Source organism: Mycolicibacterium holsaticum DSM 44478 = JCM 12374 (assembly GCF_019645835.1).
Lineage (GTDB): Bacteria > Actinomycetota > Actinomycetes > Mycobacteriales > Mycobacteriaceae > Mycobacterium > Mycobacterium holsaticum.
On the sequence record NZ_CP080998.1, the window covers coordinates 2,261,813 to 2,278,692 of the forward strand.

Sequence of the window (16,880 nt, forward strand, 5' to 3'; positions counted from 1 at the left end):
CCACGCAATGCTGAGCGGGGAACGGGTTCTGGTCACCGGACCGGCCGGGCGCATCGCCTACGGCATCGTCGAGAGCCTGGCCCGGGACAACGAGGTGTGGGGGATCGCCCGGTTCTCCGATCCGTCCGCGCGCGAGGAGGTCGAGGCCCTCGGCGTCACCACCCGCAGCATCGATCTCGGGGACGCGGACTTCTCCGACCTGCCAGCGGATTTCACCTATCTTCTGCACATCGCCGCCGACTTCGGCGAAGACTACGAGCGTGGTCTGCGGGTCAACGCCGAAGGGACCGGGCTGCTGCTGTCGCACTGTCGCGGCGTCAAAGCGGCACTGGTGATGTCGACGGTCACCGTCTACAGACCGCATCCCGATCCCTGGCATCCGTTCCGCGAGGACGATCCCATCGGCGACGCCGGATTGCCCAGCCCGCAACCGTATTCCATCGTCAAGATCGCCGAGGAGGCCGTCGCCAGATACTGCGCCCGCGAGTTCGGTATTCCGACCACGATCGCCCGGATGGGCAGCGCGTACGGGGACCGGGGCGGGCTTGCGCTGTGGCATCTGCAGGCCATCGCCGAGGGCCGCCCCGTCGTGGCCCGCTGGGACCCGCTGCCGTACAGCCCGATTTCCTACCACGACATCAACGCCCAGATCCCGGCGCTGCTGCACGCGGCCGCCACCCCCGCCACCATCGTCAACTTCGCCGGCGACACCCCGGTCAGCGTCCAGCAGTGGTGTGCGTACTTCGGCGAACTTCTCGGGGTCGAGCCGCGGATAGACGTACAACCCGTGCCCGGGGCCTCCGTCGGCTCGGTCGGCGACCACACCAGACGCGTGTCGATCACCGGGCCGTGCACCGTGGACTGGCGAGAAGGGTTCCGCGCCATGGCCGCTCACCACTACCCCGACCGCATCACACGATGACGGCCAAGCGCTATCCCAGCCCGCAACGGCTCCTGGACGAAGCCGTCGCAGAGTGCGGACACACCGATTTCGGGCCCGGCGACTTCAGGGAGGGGTTGGCGGTCCTGCTCGACAGCCTCGAGCGCGACGGCGACCTGGATCCCGGTACCGACACCGCGGTCATCGGCGACCTGCACCGCCGGCTGGTCAACCGGCTCGAGGTCGAGGCCCACTATCGCGCCCACCCCGAGGTCGACGACGTCGTCGTGGAAGGCCCGGTCGACATCAACGGACTGCCGCGCACCGGGACCACCGCGCTGGCCGACATGCTGTCGCTCGACCCGCAATTCCGTTGCCTGCGCGGGTGGGAGCAGTACCAGCCCGTGCCGCCGCCGATTGCCGGCGCCGAAACAGCCGACCCGCGCAGGCAGGCGTTTCTCCGCATGCACGAGGAACGTCCGGTCGCCCAGGCCGCCATGCACATCTTCGAGGTCGACGCCACCATGGAGGACACCGAGATCCTCGGGATGGCCTTTCACGGCCAGCAGATGACGCTGCCGGTGCCAAGCTACCGAACCTGGTGGCGGCGAGCCGATCTCACCGATACCTACGCCTACCACCGTCGGGTGGTCAAGCTGCTCGGGTCACGGTGCCCGCCGCGGCGTTGGCTGTTCAAGGCGCCGCACCACAAGTTCCACCTGAGTGCGCTGGCCGAAGCGTATCCGGACGTGCGGTTCGTGATGACGCACCGTGACCCGGCCAAGGTCGTACCCTCCTACACCAGCCTGGTGTCGACGATCTTCCCGCCCGCGCACGGTGAACGGGACCTGCACGCACTGGGCCGCGAGGTCAGCGTGCACCTGCGCGAGGGCATGGAGTCCGCGATCGCCGACCGGGCCCGCATCGGTGAGGATCGCTTTTTCGACGTGCACCACACCGAGTTGGCCGCAGATCCCAGAGGCACCGTCGAACGCGTCTATGACTGGCTCGGGCTGGAGCTGAAACCCGATGTCGCCGAGGAGATCTTCGCGTGGCAGGACGCCAACGCCGTCGGCGCGAAAGGGACGCACCGCTACACCGCAGAGCAATTCGGCCTCTCGGTCGAGCAGATCAGATCCGACTACGACTTCTACATCCGCCGCTTCGACGTGGCCGCGGAGACGGCGGGGGGCTGACACGATGAGCGCACTACCGACCTGGGACGACCAGATGGACGCGCTCAAGGGCGTCGCCGACCATCTCCTGGCCACCTGGCGCCCCGACGGGGCCACCGACGCCGAGGTGCAGGACATGAACAAGCTGGCCTTGTCGATCCTGGCGTGCGGTTACCTGTGCCATGTCTACACCGACTCGCGGCGCCCGGTGTTCATGCCGCTGTGGAACTACGCCTGCAACCAGGGCGGCCCCAACCCGGACTACGTCTACCTGAGCGCCGAGGTCGACGGGACCGGCGTGTACGAACTCGTCGGCCGCCGCGGCACGGTGCGCTTCGTCGAGGTCACCCAGTCGGCGCCCGGGATGATGAGAAGCCTCAAGGGCGTGGAGCGGCAGATGAAGTTCGACGCCATCACCCACGACTTCGACGATCTGACGATCGGCGAGGACGGCTCCTTCCGCGTCGTGCTGTCCGCCGAACGCCCCGAGGACCATGCCGGGGATTGGTGGCCGCTCAACCCCGAGGCAGGCAAGCTCCTGATGCGCAAGTGCGCCGGCGACTGGAACACCGAGGTCGACGCCCAGGTCGCGATCAACCGCCTCGACGACGGCGGCGCGGACATGACGCCCGCGGAGATCGCGCGCCGGTTCGCCGAACTCGGCGACTGGATCAAAGGGATGATCGACTTCGACATGGAGCTGGTGCGGTACTACCGCGAGCACCACGGCTTCAACGTGCTGCTGCGCTCGCAGTGGATCCAGCAGGGCGGCGGCCTGGCCACCAAGCAGGCCTATTACGACGGCATCCATCAGATCGCCGACGACGAGGCGCTCATCGTCGAGTTCCCGGTCCCGGCGAACTGCTACTACTGGCAGATCTTGGTGGCCGACGATCGGTTCTCGACCGTGGACTGGGTGAACCGGCAGTCCAGCCTGAACGACGTGCAGGCCCGGCTCGACCCCGACGGCTGGTTCCGCGGTGTCGTCGCCAAGCGTGACCCCGGCGTGCACAACTGGCTGGACAAGGCCGACTGGCCGTGGGGCATCCTGCAGGCGCGCTTCTACAAGGCCGACGACTTCCCCGAGATGACGGTGACGAAGGTGCCGGTCGACGACGTGCTCGACCACCTCCCGGCAGGCACCCCGGTGCTCTCGGCGGCGCAGCGGGCCGCCCAGCTGCGACACCGCCGCACCGGCGCGCAACTGCGTCGCATCTGGTGATCAACCGCGTGTAACACAGAGTTAACAGCTCGGACCTACGCTGCGGACATGGATCGGCAGAAGGAATTCGTGCTGCGCACGCTGGAAGAACGCGATATCCGCTTCGTCCGGCTGTGGTTCACCGACGTGCTCGGATACCTCAAATCGGTCGCGATCGCGCCCGCCGAACTCGAAGGGGCCTTCGAGGAGGGCATCGGCTTCGACGGTTCGGCGATCGAGGGCTTCGCCCGCGCGTCGGAGGCCGACATGGTCGCCCGGCCCGACCCGTCGACATTCCAGGTGCTGCCGTGGACCTCCAGCTCCGGCGAGCACCATTCGGCGCGGATGTTCTGCGACATCACCATGCCCGACGGCTCCCCGTCGTGGGCGGATTCGCGCCACGTGCTGCGCAGGCAGCTGTCCAAGGCCAGTGACCTGGGGTTCTCCTGCTACGTGCATCCCGAGATCGAGTTCTTCTTGCTCAAGCCGGGGGAGGACGACGGAAGCCCGCCTGTGCCCGCCGACAACGGCGGCTACTTCGACCAGGCCGTACACGACGCCGCCCCCAACTTCCGCCGCCACGCCATCGACGCGCTCGAGCAGGTCGGCATCTCGGTGGAGTTCAGCCACCACGAAGGCGCGCCCGGCCAGCAGGAGATCGACCTGCGCTACGCCGACGCGTTGTCGATGGCCGACAACGTCATGACGTTCCGCTACGTCGTCAAGGAAATCGCGCTGGGCGAGGGGGTGCGCGCCACCTTCATGCCCAAACCGTTCGCCGAACACCCCGGGTCGGCCATGCACACCCACATGAGCCTGTTCGAGGGCGACACCAACGCGTTCCACAGCCCCGAGGATCCGCTGCAGCTGTCCAACGTCGCCAAGTCCTTCATCGCAGGCATCCTCGAGCACGCCAACGAGATCAGCGCCGTCACCAACCAGTGGGTGAACTCCTACAAGCGGCTGGTGCACGGCGGGGAAGCCCCGACGGCGGCGTCGTGGGGTGCGGCCAACCGCTCGGCGCTGGTTCGGGTACCGATGTACACCCCGCGCAAGGCGTCGTCGCGCCGCGTCGAGGTGCGCAGCCCCGACTCGGCGTGCAACCCGTATCTGACCTTCGCCGTGCTGCTGGCCGCGGGCCTGCGCGGTATCGAAAAGGACTACGTGCTGGGCCCGGAGGCCGAGGACAACGTCTGGAACCTCACGTCCGAGGAACGCAGCGCAATGGGCTACAAGGAGCTGCCGTCCAGCCTGGGGATGGCGTTGACCGAGATGGAGAACTCCGAACTGGTCGCAGAAGCGTTGGGCGAGCATGTCTTCGACTACTTCCTGCGCAACAAGCACGCCGAGTGGGAGAACTACCGCAGCCACGTCACGCCCTACGAGCTGAAGTCGTATCTGTCCCTGTAGCGGCTCAAAGCGTTTGCGCTAACGTCAAGCCGTGGCCAAACCAGCGACGCAGCGTCCGAAGCTGCCCAGCGTCGGCCGGCTAGGACTGGTCGAACCGTCCGCGCCGGCCGATCTGGATCGCCTGGGCTGGAACACCGACGCGCACACCGACCTGCTGTGGTCGCTGTCGCGCGCACCCGACGCCGACACGGCGCTGAAGGCCATGGTGCGGCTGGCCGACGCGGTGCGGGTCGGCTGGGCGGAACTCGACGAGCAGCTGTTGTCCGACCGTGCCCTGCGCGGCCGGCTGTTCAGCATCCTCGGGTCGTCGCTTGCGCTCGGCGAGCACCTCGTCGCCCACCCGGACTCCTGGCGGCTGCTGGCCGGCGACGTGACGTTGCCGACGGCCGAGCAAGTGCGCCACCAGTTCGGATCGCTGGCCGAAAAGCTAACGGATGCAACGGCTGCGCTGCATCCGCTGCGCACCCTGTACCGGGACCGGCTGATGGTGCTGGCCGGGCTGGACCTGGCGTCCACCGTGGAGAACGAACCCGTCCTCCCGTTCACGACGGTCGCAGCGCACCTGTCGGACCTGGCCGACGCCGCGTTGGGCGCCGCGTTGACGGTGGGCATCGCCTCGGCCGGTCTGCAGCCCGACGAGGCGCCGCGGCTCGCGGTGATCGCGATGGGCAAATGCGGTGCGCGCGAACTCAACTACGTCAGCGACGTCGACGTGATCTTCGTGGCCGCCAACGCCGAGGACGATCTCGCGGCCGCGACCCGGGTGGCCGGCGAGATGATGCGGTTCGCCGGCGACGCCTTCTTCGAGGTCGACGCGGCACTGCGCCCGGAGGGTAAGCACGGCCAGTTGGTGCGCACGCTGGACTCCCATGTCGCCTACTACCAGCGCTGGGCCAAGACCTGGGAGTTCCAGGCGCTGATGAAGGCCAGACCCGCCGCGGGCGACCCCGAGCTGGGCCAGGCCTACGTCGACGCGCTGATGCCGATGGTGTGGACCGCCTGCGAGCGCGAGGATTTCGTATCCGAAGTGCAGGCCATGCGCCGACGCGTCGAGGAGCTGGTGCCCGCCGGGGTGCGCAGCCGCGAGATCAAGCTCGGCACCGGGGGACTGCGTGACGTCGAGTTCGCCGTGCAGCTGCTGCAGCTGGTACACGGCCGCAACGACGAGTCGCTGCGGGTGGCCTCGACCGTCGACGCCCTGGCGGCGCTGGGGGCGGCCGGATACGTCGGCCGTGACGACACCGCCAACCTCACCGCGTCATACGAGTTCCTCCGGCTGCTCGAGCACCGGCTGCAGCTGCAGCGGCTCAAGCGCACCCACATGCTGCCCGACGAGGACGACGACGAGTCGCTGCGCTGGTTGGCGCGGGCCGCGCACGTCCGCCCCGACGGCCGACACGACGCGTTGGGGGTGCTGCGCGAAGAGCTCAAACGCCAGAGCATGCGGGTGTCCCGGTTGCACGCCAAGCTGTTCTACCAACCGCTGCTGGAGTCGGTCGGTCAAGCCGCACTTGGTATTTCGGAGGGGATGACTCCTGCGGCCGCCGAACGTCAGCTCGCGGCACTGGGTTACGAAGGACCGCAGAGTGCATTGGCGCACCTGGCAGCGCTGACTGCAGGCAGCAACCGGCGCAGCCAGGTGCAGCGCGTGCTGCTGCCGACGCTGCTGGACTGGCTTTCCGACACCCCGGACCCCGACGGCGGGCTGCTGGCGTACCGGCGGATCAGCGAGGCCCTCGTCGACCAGCGGTGGTATCTGTCGACGCTGCGCGACGAGGGCGCCGTCGCCAAGCGGCTGATGAAGGTGCTGGGCACGTCGGCCTACATCCCCGAACTGCTGATGCGCGCGCCCGAGGTCATCCAGCAGTACGCCGACGGCCCGAACGGACCCAAGCTGTGCGACGTCGACCCCGACGGGGTGGCCCGCGCGCTGATCGCCTCTGCCGGAAGGCATCCCGACCCGCAGCGGGCTATCGCCGCCGCACGTACGCTGCGCCGCCGCGAACTGGCCAGAATCGCATCGGCGGATCTACTCGGCATGCTCGAGGTGACCGACGTATGCGCGGCGCTGACGTCGGTGTGGGTCGCCGTGCTGGAGTCCGCGCTGGGCACGGTGATCCGGGCGAACACCCGCGACGGCGCTGTGCCGGCCCGTATCGCGGTGATCGGGATGGGCCGGTTGGGCGGTGCCGAATTGGGCTACGGCTCCGATGCCGACGTGATGTTCGTATGCGAGGTCGAAGAAGGGTTCGACGAGCCCGCCGCCGTGCGCTGGGCGACCACCGTCGCCGAACAGTTGCGCGCGTTGCTGGGGTCACCCAGCTCCGACCCGCCCCTGGAGGTGGACGCCAGCCTGCGCCCCGAGGGCCGTAACGGGGCGCTGGTGCGCACGCTCGCGTCCTACCAGGCGTACTACAGCCAGTGGGTGCAGCCGTGGGAGGTGCAGGCGCTGCTGCGGGCGCATCGGGTCGCAGGCGATCTGGACCTGGGGGAGCGGTTCCTGCTGATGGTCGACAAGATCCGCTACCGGCCCGGCGGGATGTCGACCGAGGACGTCCGCGAGGTCCGCCGGATCAAGGCGCGCGTGGACGCCGAGCGGTTGCCGCGCGGCGCGGACCCCAACACCCACACCAAGCTGGGCCGCGGCGGGCTGGCCGACATCGAGTGGACGGTGCAGCTTCTGCAGCTGCGACACGCGCACGAGGTTCCCGCGCTGCACACCACGTCGACGCTGGAGGCGCTCAACGCCATCGGCGCGGCCGAGCTGATCGCCGAGGGCGATGTCGACCTGCTGCGGCAGGCGTGGTTGACGGCCACTCGCGCCCGCAACGCGCTGGTGCTGGTGCGCGGCAAGCCGACCGACCAGCTGCCGGGCCCCGGCAGACAATTGAACGCCGTCGCGGTGGCCGCAGGCTGGGACAGCGACGACGGCGGAGAGTTCCTCGACAACTACCTGCGGGTGACCCGCCGGGCAAAAGCGGTGGTACGAAAGGTCTTTGATGGATAGGCAGCGCCGATGAGCATGGATTTCCGATACGACGTGGTGACCGCGGACGAGTATGACCGGCTGCGCTCGCTGTACGGCCCGCTGGCCGATTCAATACGCAGGCTGGTCTCTGCGGGCGTGCACACCGACGTCGACCAGGACGCCGTGCGACAAGCGCAGGCGGCGATCGACGCGGTCACCGAGATGCTCGAACGCAAACAGCGCACCGTCACCACGTTGGTGCACGAGGGCACGGGTCGACCGCTGCCGTGGGCCAACCCCGCTGTCGGACTTCGTAATGCGATCGCTCCGCCGATGGAGGTCCGGTACGAGGACGACGGGCGGTGCTGGAGTGAGTTCACGCTGGGCCCGGCCTACGAGGGCCCGCCGGGCTGGGTGCACGGCGGAATCTGCGCGTTGGTGCTCGACCACATCCTCGGCGAAGCGGCCACCGACGGACTGCTCGAACCCAAGTTCACCGGCACCATCACGCTGCGCTATCTGCGCGGCACCCCGCTGGGACCGCTGCGCGCGGAGGCCTACATCGACCGCAGCGAGGGCGCCAAAACCTATGCCCGCGGCTACCTCAGCGACGCCGACGGCGTCACCGTGGAGGCCGAAGGCGTCTTCATCGTGCCCGCGTGGGCCAGGGATGCAGGATGAGGTTTTATGTCAGCACCGCCTTCCTGGACACCGGTGAGGCTGTCGAAGTCGCCAAGGCCGCAGACGATCTCGGCTATGACGGGATGGGCATTCCCGACCATGTGGTGAACCTCGAGACTCTCGAGACCCCCTACCCGTACACCAAGGACGGCAAGCGTCGTTGGGAGGCGTTCACCGACTGGCCCGATCCGTGGGTGATGATCGGCGCGATCGCGTTGTTGACCACCCGGCTGCGGTTCGTCACCACGGTGTATCTGCCTGCGATGCGCGATCCATACTCGGCGGCGAAATCCATTGGGACAGCTGCCTATCTGGCGGGTGGGCGGCTGGAACTCGGTATCGGCGTCGGCTGGTGCGAGGAAGAGTTCACGCTGATGGGCCAGCGGTTCGATCGCCGCGGTAAGCGCACCGACGAGATGCTCGAGCTGATGAAGGAACTCTGGAAGCCGGGCTGGACCGAATTCGACGGCGAGTTCTATCAGGCCCCGCGCCTGGAGATGGAGCCGACACCGCCGCACATCCCGATCTACGTCGGCGGGCTGTCCGACATCGCGCTGCGCCGCGCCGCGCGCCACGACGGCTGGATCGGCGACCTGATCACCACCGAGCGCGCGCTCGAACGCGTCGAGAAGCTACGCGAACTGCGTGCCGCGCAAGGCTTGTCGATGGACGACTTCACCGTGCTGACCCCGCTCACCGATGCGTTCACCCCCGAGCACTACGACCGGGCGCAGGCCGGCGGGATCACCGGGATCATCACGATGCCGTGGATGTTCTACAGCGGGCCGCAAGCGTCGTTGGCCGAGAAGATCGACGGCATGCGCAAGTTCCGCAAGGACCTCGCGCTGGACTAGCGACGGCGCAACCGGCTGAGCAGGCCGGCGCGCGGCGCCGCGGTCGTGGTGGTGGCGGTGGGAACTGGGCGGCGTCTGCCGTCGAACGAGTAAGCCCCGGCGCCGATGGTGGCCAACAGCAGGAAACCGAAGCAGAACAACAGCGTCGCCTCGCCACCGTTGGCCAGCGGCCAGAAACTCTGCGGCTCACCTTCCAGCGGCGGCCAGTGCTGCCAGAAGTACGCCACGGCCATCTCGCCGGAGGCGATGAACGCCGCGATGCGGGTGAACAGTCCGACGGTGATCGCAAGGCCGGTGACCAGTTCGATCAGCCCGGCCCACCACATCGGCCAGCTGCCGACCGGGATCGACGGGCCCAGCGGCCAGCCGAACAGCTTGGACGAGCCGTGGATGGCGAACAGCAGACCGAAGATGACGCGGAAGGCGGTCAGCGCCGCCGGCGAGTACGTGTTGAGGCGAGTGGTCAGGGTCGTCATGGGCCGACCCTAACGCCAACTCGGGCCGGGCGCGTCGAAGTCGCCCGGCCCGAACTGGTCAGCGGTGATCACACGTCGTAGTACAACGCGATCTCGTAGGGGTGCGGACGGATCTGCACCGGCATGATCTCGTTCTCCCGCTTGTAGGAGATCCAGGTCTCGATCAGGTCCTCGGTGAAAACCCCGCCCTCCGTGAGGTATTCGTGGTCTGCCTCGAGATTGTCGATGACCGCCGACAGCGACGTGGGGGCCTGCGGGATGCTGGCCGCCTCGTCCGGGGGCAGCTCGTAGAGGTCCTTGTCGATCGGCGCCTGCGGCTCCATCTTCTTCTTGACGCCGTCGAGGCCGGCCATCAGCATCGCCGCGAACGCCAGGTACGGGTTGCCCGAGCTGTCCGGGCAGCGGAACTCCAGACGCTTGGCCTTGGGGTTGTTGCCGGTGATCGGGATGCGCACACACGCGCTGCGGTTGCGCTGGCTGTACACCAGGTTGATCGGGGCCTCGTAGCCGGGAACCAGCCGCTTGTAGGAGTTTACCGTCGGGTTGGTGAACGCCAGCAGGGACGGCGCGTGGTGCAAGATGCCGCCGATGTAGTGCCGTGCGGTGTCGGACAGGCCCGCGTAGCCCGACTCGTCGTGGAACAACGGCTGACCGTCCTTCCACAGGGACTGGTGCGCGTGCATACCGGAGCCGTTGTCACCGAACAGCGGCTTGGGCATGAACGTCACCGTCTTGCCGGCCTGCCAGGCGGTGTTCTTGATGATGTACTTGAACAGCAGCAGGTCGTCGGCCGCGTGCAGCATCGTGTTGAACTTGTAGTTGATCTCGGCCTGGCCGGCGGTGCCGACCTCATGGTGGCCGCGCTCCAGGATGAACCCGGCGTTCTGCAGGTTCGTGCACATCTCGTCGCGCAGGTCGACGAAGTGGTCATACGGTGCGACCGGGAAGTAGCCGCCCTTCGGGCGCACCTTGTAGCCGCGGTTGGCGCTGCCGTTGGACTCCACCGGCTCGCCGGTGTTCCACCATCCGGCCTCGGAGTCGATCTCGTAGAACGTGCCGTTCATCTGCGAGTCGAACGTGACCGAGTCGAAGATGTAGAACTCGGCCTCCGCGCCGAAATAGGCGGTGTCGGCGATGCCGGTGCTGGTCAAGTAGTTCTCCGCCTTGCGGGCCACGTTGCGCGGGTCACGGGAGTAGGCCTCGCGGGTGAACGGATCGTGCACGAAGAAGTTCAGGTTCAGGGTCTTCGCGGCGCGGAAAGGATCGATGCGCGCGGTCTCCGGATCCGGCAGCAGCATCATGTCGGATTCGTGGATCGACTGGAATCCGCGGACCGACGAGCCGTCGAAGGCCAGGCCGTCTTCGAAGACATCCTGGGTGAAGGCCGTAGCCGGGATCGAGAAGTGCTGAACGACGCCGGGCAGATCACAGAACCGAATGTCGACGTACTGTACGTCTTCGTCCTTGATCAGCTTGAGAATGTCGTCGGCGGTCTTTTCTGCCACTGAGTTCTCTCCTTATATTCGGTAACCCGCGCGTTGACGCTAAGGACACGATGTTGCACGGTCGTCAACCGTATGTTGCGCCGAAGTTACGCAATGTCGCCTCGGTGGCTTGCTGCTGGCGGCCGATGGCCCGGGAGGGCCTCCCACATATCCTGTCACTATGGCCCGCGCAATGGGGTCCTGGCTGTCGGGACCAAGCAGTGATCTAGGACCCAGCGACTATCCCGGGCAGCGGCTCGGGCTGCCCGAGACCGGCCCCGGGTCGATCGCGCGGTTCGGCAGGCGCATCGGTGCGCTGCTCATCGACTGGTTCATCGCCTACGGGCTGGTGGGGCTTGCCGTGGGCATCGGGCTGGTCAGCAGGGACGACTTTCTGTACACCCCGCTGGGGTCGACGTCGATCGCGGCGGTGTGGGTGGTGCTCGGCATCATCTCGGTCCGGTTGTTCGGCTTCACCCCCGGCCAGTTGGCCCTGGGGTTGCGCGTGGCGTCGATCGACAACCGGATGCATGTCGGCCTCGGGCGGGCCACCGTGCGCGGGCTGTTGGTGTTCTTCATCGTCCCGGCGTTGTTCACCGACGGCGATTTCCGCGGTTACCAGGACCGCTTCACCAACACCGCCGTCGTACGCCGCTAGTTCGCACCTGCCGCCCGCAGCGCAGCGCGGGTACGCGAGACGGGCGTTCGATGTCACGATTGCGCACCCGCGGGTCGGTCCAGTGTTGGAGTCCGTCGTACTCGACGCCGACCTTCCACTTCAGATACCCCATGTCGATACGCCCCACGTGGTCGTATCCGTCGTAGACGTCGATCTGGGTGTGCGTGGGCCGCAGGCCCGCTGCGGTCAGTACAAGTCGGGTGCGGGTCTCCTGCGGTGATTCTGCGCCCGGATCGGAAAGCTCGAGGGCTTTGCGCAGGTTGACGAGCCCGCGGGCGCCGCGGTGGCACTCGACGAGGGCGCCGACGGCTTCTGCCTTCAGGCCCGTTGCCTGCATCAACGCGTCGATCCGGAGCACGGCTGTCTCGATCCGGCCACGACGACCGAGGTCGAAGGCGGTGCGGGCGGCGGTCGTCGCGGGCACACCGTTGAGGACACAGACTTCGTCGTTGCGAAGGGTGTCGCTGTGCAGCAGGATGCCGGTCGTCTTATGTCTGCTGGATTGGTTGAGTTCGGCGGGCAGCCTCGCATCGATCCAGCGAGACCCGTGAAGCGCGGCCGCGGAAAGCCCAGCGGCCGTCGCGCGCCGGCCCGACCACAGGCAGGCGCCGATCGCCTTGTCCAGCGCCGTCACCGGGTGGTCCTTTGGCACGTAGACGTTGCGAAAGAGCGCGTCGTACCGCGTCGCGAGCTGGTACCGGGTGACCACACCCGCCGATAGCGCCTCGGTGCCGAGGAAGGGTTGCATGCCAATTGGACGCCGCGACAGCCCGGCCGGTTCCGCCCAACGTGAAGTTCTGTTCGAAAAATTGGCTGGATCTCGAACACAAGCTCACGTTCGACGAAACTGGGCGTCAGGCCTCGTGGCGGATCTGACCGTTCATCATCGTCATGCTCACCTTGGCCTGCGAGATGTCGCCCGGCTCGATCTCCAGCAGGTTCCTGTCGAGCACGATCATGTCCGCGAGCTTGCCGACCTCCAGTGACCCCACCTTGTCGTCCATCCGGAGCTGGTAGGCCGCCCCCAACGTGTTGGCGTGCAGAGCCTCGGCGACCGACAGCCGCTGGTCGGCGGGTGCCAGCACGGCATCACCCTGTTCGCCGATCAACTGGCGGGTGACCCCGGTCTGGATCGCATCCAAGGGCTTGTAGGTGGAGAAGTATCCGGCCGCGGGCCAGTCGGTGCCCAACGAGATGCGGCCGCCGGACCTCAGCACGTCCTGGGGCCGGTAGAGCAGGTCGGCTCGTGGCGGGCCGTAGCGGGCCACCATGTTCTGCATGGTGTCGGGGTCGGGGGACATCCAGTTCGCAGAAAACTGGGCGACGACGCCGAGTTCACCGAACCGCCGGCTGTCGGGGTCCTCGACGTAGACCAGGTGGGCGATGGCGTGCCTGCGGTCGCGCGGTGGGTTGACGGCCGCGGCGCGCTCGATGGCATCCAGGGCGACGCGCGCCGTGCGCTCACCGCAGGCATGCACGTGCACGTCGAAACCCGCGGCGTCGACCTCACCGATGAGTTGATGCCACTGCTCCTCGGTGAACGGCGAACCGCCCGTGGAGTCCGGCTTGTCCGCATACGGCTCGATGAGCCAGGCCGTGTATCCGCCCTGGGTGCCGTCGCCGACGATCTTGACGATGTCGGCGCGCACCAGATCGGTCGAGAACCGGTCCCTGATGTCGGTGATCTTCTCTACGACGTCGGCGGTCGGCGGCGACTTCACGCTGTAGGAGGCCACCACGCGGAACGGCAACTGGTCACGCTGTTCGACGTCGGTGTACAGCCCGATCAACGCGCCCTGATCGGCGCCGATGGGTGGCACGCCTGCGTCGAAGACCGACGTGATGCCCGCGGCGGAGGCTTTCGGCAACCATTCCTCCAGCAGCCGTCCCATGGTTTCGGCCGAGATCGGCTCGATGGCGTCGACGAGGCTGAGCGCCGCGTTGACCTCCAGCACGTATCCGGTCGGATCACCGTTGCCGTCCCTGACGTAATAGCTGAACCCGGGAACCGGGTCCTCGGTGTCGCGGTTGACACCGGCCATCTCGAGCGCCTTGCTGTTGGCCCACAGGCTGTGCCCGTCGATCGCGAAGAAAAAGCCCGGACGGTCGGGCAGAACACGGTCCAAATCGGTGCGGGTCGGGCCGTCGGGGCCGAACATGTCCACCCGCCAACCGAATCCGCGCACCGGACCGGTGGGGTGCTCGTTGGCGTAGGACTCGATGGCGGCCAGCGCGTCGGCCCCCGTCGGCACCTGCAGGTCGACCCCCGAGGTGAGGAAGGCGCCGAGGAACGGGTGGATGTGGCCCTCGACGAAGCCCGGCATCAACATCCGGCCACCCAGGTCGATCACCCGGGTGTTCGGGCCGACGAGCGCCGTCGCACCGTCCTCGTCGCCGACATGGACGATGGTGTTGCCGCGTACGGCGACGGCCTGGGCCCACGGTTCCGGGCCTGCCACGGTGTAGATCGCCCCGTTGCGGAACACGAAGTCCGCGGTCTGCGCCGGAGCGCCCGAGCGTGGCGTGCAGGCGCTCAGCGCCGTTGCGGCGAGAACCACGCCCGCGGTGCGCAAAACGGTGCGGCGGGTGGTGATGGCCGAGAACGCCGGCGCCCATTCACATGCTGTACACATCTGGCCGGCGACCCGGGGTCAGCGTCGCCGGACGGTGCGCTGTACGCCGCGCATCTTGGCCTGGGCGGGCAGTGGACCCTTGGGCATCGCGGCGGGCCCGACCTTGGTGCCCAGCGCGGCCAGCCGGGACTCCAGCGAGTCCATCTGCTTGACGGTGATGTTGGCGGGCAGCTTGTTGAGGTGGCGTTCGAGCTTGGCCAGCGTGACCTCGTCCTCGCCCTTGCCGATGACGATGTCGTAGATGGGGATGTCGCCGACCAGCCGGGCGGTGCGCTTCTTCTCCTGGGCCAGCAGCGGCTTGACCCGGGTCGGGGAGCCCTCGCCGACGAAGATCACGCCCGGTCGCCCGATCACCCGGTGCACCGCGTCGAAGTGGCCGGTGGCCGCGACGCCCGGGGTGACGCGCCACTTGCCGCGCAGGTTCTCCAGCGCCCATGCCGCCGCCCCGGTTTGTCCCTCGGCCTTGCGGTAGACCGACTTCTGCGCGCGCCGCCCGAAGATGATGAACGCCACCAGCGCGCCGAGCACGACGCCCAGCGGGATCATCATGTAAGTGCTGAACCCGCCTGCGGTCAACCCCAGCGCCACCGAGGCGGCGACGATCAGCACGAACGCGCCGATCATGTAGGGCAGCAGCCGTTTGTCCTCTTTGCGCTGGATCTGGAACGCCTGCCACAGCTGGGTGCGGCGCTGCCGGGAGGCCTCCTTGCGCGCCGCCTTCGCTTCGGCCTTGGCAGCCTTCACGGCCGCGGGATTGCGGGATTTCGCCATGCCCTCAGGATACGGAGTCGGATGTGCCCGTCGCCGCGGCTCCGGTGGACCGGGAATTGACCACCTGTGCGTACAGCCGGCCGGCCCGGTACGACGACCGCACCAGCGGCCCGGCCAGCACCCCGGCGAACCCGAGTTCGTTGGCGAACTGCTCGTGCTCGACGAACTCCTCGGGCCGCACCCAGCGCTCCACCGGATGATGACGCACCGAGGGCCGCAGGTACTGGGTGATCGTGACGATGTCGCAGCCGGCGTCGTACAGGTCGGTCAGCGCGCTGCGCACCTCCTCGGGCGTCTCGCCCATCCCGAGGATGAGGTTGGACTTGGTCACCAGCCCGTACGCGCGCGCCGCGGTCAGCACCTGCAGGCTGCGGTCGTAGCGGAAGCCGGGCCGGATCCGCTTGAAGATCCGGGGCACCGTTTCGACGTTGTGCGCCAACACTTCTGGACGTGACTCGAAGACCTGCTCGAGCAGTTCGGGGGCGCCGTTGAAATCGGGGATCAGCAGCTCGACGCCGGTGTCGGGGTTGAGCGCCTTGATGGCGCGCACCGTCTCGGCGTACAGCCATGCGCCGCCGTCGGGCAGATCGTCGCGGGCCACCCCGGTGACCGTCGAATAGCGCAGCCCCATCGTGTGCACGCTCTCGGCGACCCGGCGCGGCTCGTCGCGGTCCAGTTCGTCGGGCTTGCCGGTGTCGATCTGGCAGAAGTCGCACCGCCGGGTGCACTGCTCGCCGCCGATGAGGAAGGTGGCCTCGCGGTCCTCCCAGCACTCGTAGATGTTCGGGCAGCCGGCTTCCTCGCAGACGGTGTGCAGGCCCTCGCGCCGGACCAGCGCCTTGAGCTCCTGATACTCCGGGCCCATCTTGGCGCGCGTCTTGATCCACGGCGGCTTGCGCTCGATGGGCGTCTCGGCGTTGCGCACCTCCAGACGGAGGAGCCTGCGGCCTTCCGGGGACACGGTCACGAGGTCAATGCTACTGACAGGCGCCCGTCGAGCGCGTCGCAAACGGCCTCGGTGACCGGGCCCAGCATCTCGTCGACGCCGACGTGGCGGCCCAGTTCGGCGCTCAGCGAGGTTACCCCGGCATCGGAGATGCCGCACGGCACGATCGCCGAGTAGGCGGTCAGGTCGCAGTCGCAGTTCAGCGCGAACCCGTGCAGCGTCGTGGCCCGCGACACCCGGATGCCGATGGCGGCGACCTTGCGTGCGGGCCGCGGCCCGTCCTCGGTGTCCTGGGCGGGGACCCACACCCCGGAACGGCCCGCCACCCGGCCGGTCGCCAGCCCGAGGTCGGCACACACTTTGATCAACGATTCTTCAAGGCGCCGAACGAAATTCACCACATCGACCGGTTCGGCGAGGCCGATGATCGGATAACCCACCAGCTGTCCGGGCCCGTGCCAGGTGATCTTGCCGCCCCGGTCGGTGTCGATGACCGGGGTGTTCGACACGTCGGGCAGGGGACGCTCCTCGGGCAGGGTGCGCCGGCCCGCGGTGTACACCGGCGGATGCTCGAGCAGCAGCAGCGTGTCCGGCCCGCCCGCGACGCGGGCATCGGCCAGCTCCCGCTGCAGCTCCCAGGCCGCCTGATAGTCGAGGCTGCCCAGTCGGCGCACGTCAACCGGCGATGACACCGACCGGATCGACTTTGCCGCCATGCATAT

15 protein-coding genes are annotated in these 16,880 nt (G+C 68.0%); 8 read left to right on the plus strand and 7 right to left on the minus strand.

Annotated features, from left to right (window positions below):
* Window positions 1-7 precede the first annotated feature (7 nt).
* The 7 genes from K3U96_RS10885 to K3U96_RS10915 are packed head-to-tail and all read left to right on the plus strand — an operon-like array spanning window position 8 to window position 9,169.
* The gene (locus K3U96_RS10885) at window positions 8-922 is read left to right on the plus strand and encodes an NAD-dependent epimerase/dehydratase family protein (RefSeq protein WP_220693015.1); all 915 of its coding nucleotides are present in this window, start codon (window positions 8-10) and stop codon (window positions 920-922) included.
* Entirely contained in the window at window positions 919-2,076 is a 1,158-nt protein-coding gene (locus K3U96_RS10890) for a sulfotransferase family protein (protein WP_220693016.1), read from the plus strand. The genes K3U96_RS10885 and K3U96_RS10890 overlap by 4 nt, the downstream gene beginning before the upstream one ends.
* 4 nt (window positions 2,077-2,080) lie before the next feature.
* Entirely contained in the window at window positions 2,081-3,277 is a 1,197-nt protein-coding gene (locus tag K3U96_RS10895; protein WP_220693017.1) for a DUF1214 domain-containing protein, read from the plus strand.
* A 48-nt stretch (window positions 3,278-3,325) separates the two neighbouring features.
* A complete protein-coding gene (gene glnA, locus K3U96_RS10900; protein WP_220693018.1) occupies window positions 3,326-4,666 on the plus strand; it encodes a type I glutamate--ammonia ligase in 1,341 nt (446 codons plus the stop codon).
* A gap of 31 nt (window positions 4,667-4,697) precedes the next feature.
* On the plus strand, window positions 4,698-7,673 hold the full coding sequence (locus tag K3U96_RS10905; RefSeq protein WP_220693019.1) for a bifunctional [glutamine synthetase] adenylyltransferase/[glutamine synthetase]-adenylyl-L-tyrosine phosphorylase: 2,976 nt from the start codon (window positions 4,698-4,700) through the stop codon (window positions 7,671-7,673).
* 15 nt (window positions 7,674-7,688) lie between these two features.
* Window positions 7,689-8,315, plus strand: coding sequence for a PaaI family thioesterase (locus tag K3U96_RS10910; protein WP_220693485.1), 627 nt, complete (start codon window positions 7,689-7,691; stop codon window positions 8,313-8,315).
* Window positions 8,312-9,169: a TIGR03619 family F420-dependent LLM class oxidoreductase gene (locus K3U96_RS10915; RefSeq protein WP_220693020.1), complete on the plus strand. Its 858-nt coding sequence runs from the start codon at window positions 8,312-8,314 to the stop codon at window positions 9,167-9,169. Before K3U96_RS10910 ends, K3U96_RS10915 begins: the two co-directional genes overlap by 4 nt.
* Here the strand turns inward: K3U96_RS10915 and K3U96_RS10920 are convergent.
* A complete protein-coding gene (locus K3U96_RS10920; RefSeq protein WP_220693021.1) occupies window positions 9,166-9,645 on the minus strand; it encodes a DoxX family protein in 480 nt (159 codons plus the stop codon). The genes K3U96_RS10915 and K3U96_RS10920 overlap by 4 nt on opposite strands.
* Before the next feature lie 68 nt (window positions 9,646-9,713).
* Complete coding sequence (gene glnA, locus K3U96_RS10925; protein ID WP_069404342.1) at window positions 9,714-11,150, minus strand: type I glutamate--ammonia ligase; 1,437 nt, start codon at window positions 11,148-11,150, stop codon at window positions 9,714-9,716.
* Window positions 11,151-11,310: 160 nt separating this feature from the next.
* On the opposite strand from glnA (K3U96_RS10925), the gene K3U96_RS10930 reads away from it, so the two are divergent.
* Window positions 11,311-11,787 carry an RDD family protein gene (locus K3U96_RS10930; RefSeq protein WP_220693022.1) on the plus strand — a complete coding sequence of 159 codons (477 nt, stop codon included), beginning with the start codon at window positions 11,311-11,313 and terminating at the stop codon, window positions 11,785-11,787.
* On the opposite strand, the gene K3U96_RS10935 is transcribed toward K3U96_RS10930, so the two are convergent.
* The 5 genes from K3U96_RS10935 to lipB all read right to left on the minus strand — a co-directional run bounded on the left by K3U96_RS10935 (window position 11,759) and on the right by lipB (window position 16,874).
* Window positions 11,759-12,556, minus strand: a complete 798-nt coding sequence (locus K3U96_RS10935) for a putative endonuclease domain-containing protein (RefSeq protein WP_220693023.1) — start codon at window positions 12,554-12,556, stop codon at window positions 11,759-11,761. The two genes, K3U96_RS10930 and K3U96_RS10935, sit on opposite strands and share 29 nt — an antisense overlap.
* 106 nt (window positions 12,557-12,662) lie before the next feature.
* A complete protein-coding gene (locus K3U96_RS10940; protein ID WP_220693024.1) occupies window positions 12,663-14,441 on the minus strand; it encodes an amidohydrolase in 1,779 nt (592 codons plus the stop codon).
* An 18-nt stretch (window positions 14,442-14,459) separates the two neighbouring features.
* Window positions 14,460-15,212: a DUF4191 domain-containing protein gene (locus tag K3U96_RS10945; RefSeq protein ID WP_220693025.1), complete on the minus strand. Its 753-nt coding sequence runs from the start codon at window positions 15,210-15,212 to the stop codon at window positions 14,460-14,462.
* A 4-nt stretch (window positions 15,213-15,216) separates the two neighbouring features.
* The gene (gene lipA / locus K3U96_RS10950) at window positions 15,217-16,179 is read right to left on the minus strand and encodes a lipoyl synthase (protein WP_220693026.1); all 963 of its coding nucleotides are present in this window, start codon (window positions 16,177-16,179) and stop codon (window positions 15,217-15,219) included.
* Window positions 16,176-16,874 (minus strand): lipoyl(octanoyl) transferase LipB, encoded by a 699-nt coding sequence (gene lipB, locus K3U96_RS10955; protein WP_069407722.1) that lies wholly within the window; start codon window positions 16,872-16,874, stop codon window positions 16,176-16,178. Before lipB ends, lipA begins: the two co-directional genes overlap by 4 nt.
* Between the last annotated feature and the right edge of the window lie 6 nt (window positions 16,875-16,880).

Coding starts and splice junctions, on each gene's coding strand:
- K3U96_RS10915 (WP_220693020.1), top strand. CDS start 8,312: ATGAGGTTTTATGTCAGCACCGCCTTCCTGGACACCGGTGAGGCTGTC.
- K3U96_RS10930 (WP_220693022.1), top strand. CDS start 11,311: ATGGCCCGCGCAATGGGGTCCTGGCTGTCGGGACCAAGCAGTGATCTA.
- K3U96_RS10910 (WP_220693485.1), top strand. CDS start 7,689: ATGGATTTCCGATACGACGTGGTGACCGCGGACGAGTATGACCGGCTG.
- K3U96_RS10940 (WP_220693024.1), bottom strand. CDS start 14,441: ATGTGTACAGCATGTGAATGGGCGCCGGCGTTCTCGGCCATCACCACC.
- K3U96_RS10945 (WP_220693025.1), bottom strand. CDS start 15,212: ATGGCGAAATCCCGCAATCCCGCGGCCGTGAAGGCTGCCAAGGCCGAA.
- K3U96_RS10920 (WP_220693021.1), bottom strand. CDS start 9,645: ATGACGACCCTGACCACTCGCCTCAACACGTACTCGCCGGCGGCGCTG.
- K3U96_RS10895 (WP_220693017.1), top strand. CDS start 2,081: ATGAGCGCACTACCGACCTGGGACGACCAGATGGACGCGCTCAAGGGC.
- glnA (WP_220693018.1), top strand. CDS start 3,326: ATGGATCGGCAGAAGGAATTCGTGCTGCGCACGCTGGAAGAACGCGAT.
- K3U96_RS10890 (WP_220693016.1), top strand. CDS start 919: ATGACGGCCAAGCGCTATCCCAGCCCGCAACGGCTCCTGGACGAAGCC.
- lipB (WP_069407722.1), bottom strand. CDS start 16,874: ATGGCGGCAAAGTCGATCCGGTCGGTGTCATCGCCGGTTGACGTGCGC.
- K3U96_RS10935 (WP_220693023.1), bottom strand. CDS start 12,556: ATGCAACCCTTCCTCGGCACCGAGGCGCTATCGGCGGGTGTGGTCACC.
- K3U96_RS10885 (WP_220693015.1), top strand. CDS start 8: ATGCTGAGCGGGGAACGGGTTCTGGTCACCGGACCGGCCGGGCGCATC.